General features: G+C 46.0%; 2 protein-coding genes. One reads left to right on the top strand and one right to left on the bottom strand.

What is annotated here, in order from left to right; translation table 11 throughout:
* Window positions 1–61 precede the first annotated feature (61 nt).
* On the top strand, window positions 62–274 hold the full coding sequence (locus F6K53_RS40195; RefSeq protein WP_293085680.1) for a hypothetical protein: 213 nt from the start codon (window positions 62–64) through the stop codon (window positions 272–274).
* 386 nt (window positions 275–660) lie between these two features.
* On the opposite strand, the gene F6K53_RS40190 is transcribed toward F6K53_RS40195, so the two are convergent.
* Window positions 661–1,659 (bottom strand): SPFH domain-containing protein, encoded by a 999-nt coding sequence (locus F6K53_RS40190; protein WP_293055223.1) that lies wholly within the window; start codon window positions 1,657–1,659, stop codon window positions 661–663.
* Window positions 1,660–1,728 lie beyond the last annotated feature (69 nt).

The raw sequence follows: 1,728 nt of genomic DNA, 5'->3' as shown, positions 1-1,728 counted from the left end.
TTGGCTTTTGCCAGACTTTCAGCCTCCAAGGTGCTAACTGATTTTAATAGGTGCTTGTGTTATGGCTAATATCAGGGAAGTTGTACAAAAAGCACTCAAAACTGGCTATTTGAGTGTGACAGAAGAAGACAAGCTACGGCAGCTTCTAACCAGAAAATATCCACTGGAAGACTTAAATGCCTTCATGAAGCTACAGCTAGCTGTGATGAATGGTTGTGTTAAGCAAGAATCTCGTGAGATGTTCTGTTCCAAGGAACTTTCTCAAGGGATTTAGGTGTCCTGTGGTTATACCAGCGCCAACCAGTTAAAACTGCGTTGGCTAGAATCGCTGTCAACAGGCTCCTATATCCCTTGGCTATATTAACACCTGTGGATTTACTCTGTTTTTACTTTCACCATTCAACCGTCATACTATCGATTAGTGTGGTGGTGGCAAAACCAATCAAGAGTTACATTGTTTAGGTCTGGCGGGGTAATGGTAAGCAAGAATAATCCTTAATTTTCCATTACTGTCAATTACACTAATTTTACCATAGAAAAAATCGAGGAGCTTGCAACTCTGCCATCGGGGATGGCGCTCCTCGGGCTAAAAGATTTTTTAAGCCTAGACATAAAACCTACCTAAACGGGGATACCCGTCTAGGTATGGGTGATTTACTCTCAACTACCCCTTTGATTCACATTCATGCCTAGGGAATTGGGGTTAACCTGGTCTCCATCACCGACAATCGAACGCATCCCTTCAATGGTTGCCGGAATGCTGCGAGGATCCATAAACATAACTTTACTACTCTCGCTAGTGCCAACTTGCATACCCATATCGATATAGTTCTGAGCCAGTAAAAACTGGAGGGCATCACGAGCATTGGGGTCATTATTAAGAGTCTTAGCCACAATTTTCAGAGCCTCAGCAGTGGCTTGTGCCTTGAGAACCTGCTGCTGTCGTTCTGCCTGCGCTTTGAGAACGATTGCCTGTTGTTGGGCTTCAGCATCCATAATCGCAGCTTTTTTACGGGCCCCAGCATCTAACTCTAGTGCCTCAGCTTTACCTCTGGCAGTGTTAACCGCAGATTCTCGTTCCCCTTCAGAGGTCAGAATTGCCGCCCGCTTACGGCGTTCTGCCGACATCTGTAACTCCATTGAGTCCTGCACTGCCTGAGACGGCACAATATCCCGCAGTTCAACCCGCGTGACTTTAACCCCCCAAGGATCAGTGGAAATGTCTAATTCCCGCAGTAGGGTTTCATTGATTTGAGAGCGAGCGGTAAAGGTTTGATCCAGTTCCAGTTTACCCATTTCAGCTCGAATCTGGGTCAGCACCAAGTTCTGCATGGCGGAGCGCAGGTCTTCAACCTTATAGTAGGCTTTCTCCATATCCATGATCCGCCAGTAAACTACAGCGTCAACGGTAATGGAAACATTGTCGGAGGTGATACAAGGCTGAGGTGGCACATCAAGGACTTTTTCCCGAATGGTTTGCTGGTAAACCACTCGCTCAATCACGGGAATGACAAAGTTGAGCCCAGGTTCGAGTTTTTTGCCACTATATTTTCCTAATCGTTCCACTAAGGCTTGGTTTCCTTGATTAATAATCTTGACGGAACCGAGAAGACTTGAACCGCCCAAAGCCAAAAAGACAAGCAAAAACCACTGTGACACGCTCTTTCCTCCCTTTCGGGTAGTGTTTTACAAATTTGTTGTTAGAAGAGGAGCGGATGGGTGGGGGAG

This window comes from Moorena sp. SIO4A1 (assembly GCF_010672065.1).
Taxonomy (GTDB): Bacteria; Cyanobacteriota; Cyanobacteriia; order Cyanobacteriales; family Coleofasciculaceae; genus Moorena.
This window is presented reverse-complemented; position numbering and strand designations above follow the sequence as displayed.

Bases quoted from the DNA above. Each gene is read 5' to 3' on its own strand.
- F6K53_RS40195 (WP_293085680.1), top strand. From the start codon at position 62: ATGGCTAATATCAGGGAAGTTGTACAAAAAGCACTCAAAACTGGCTAT.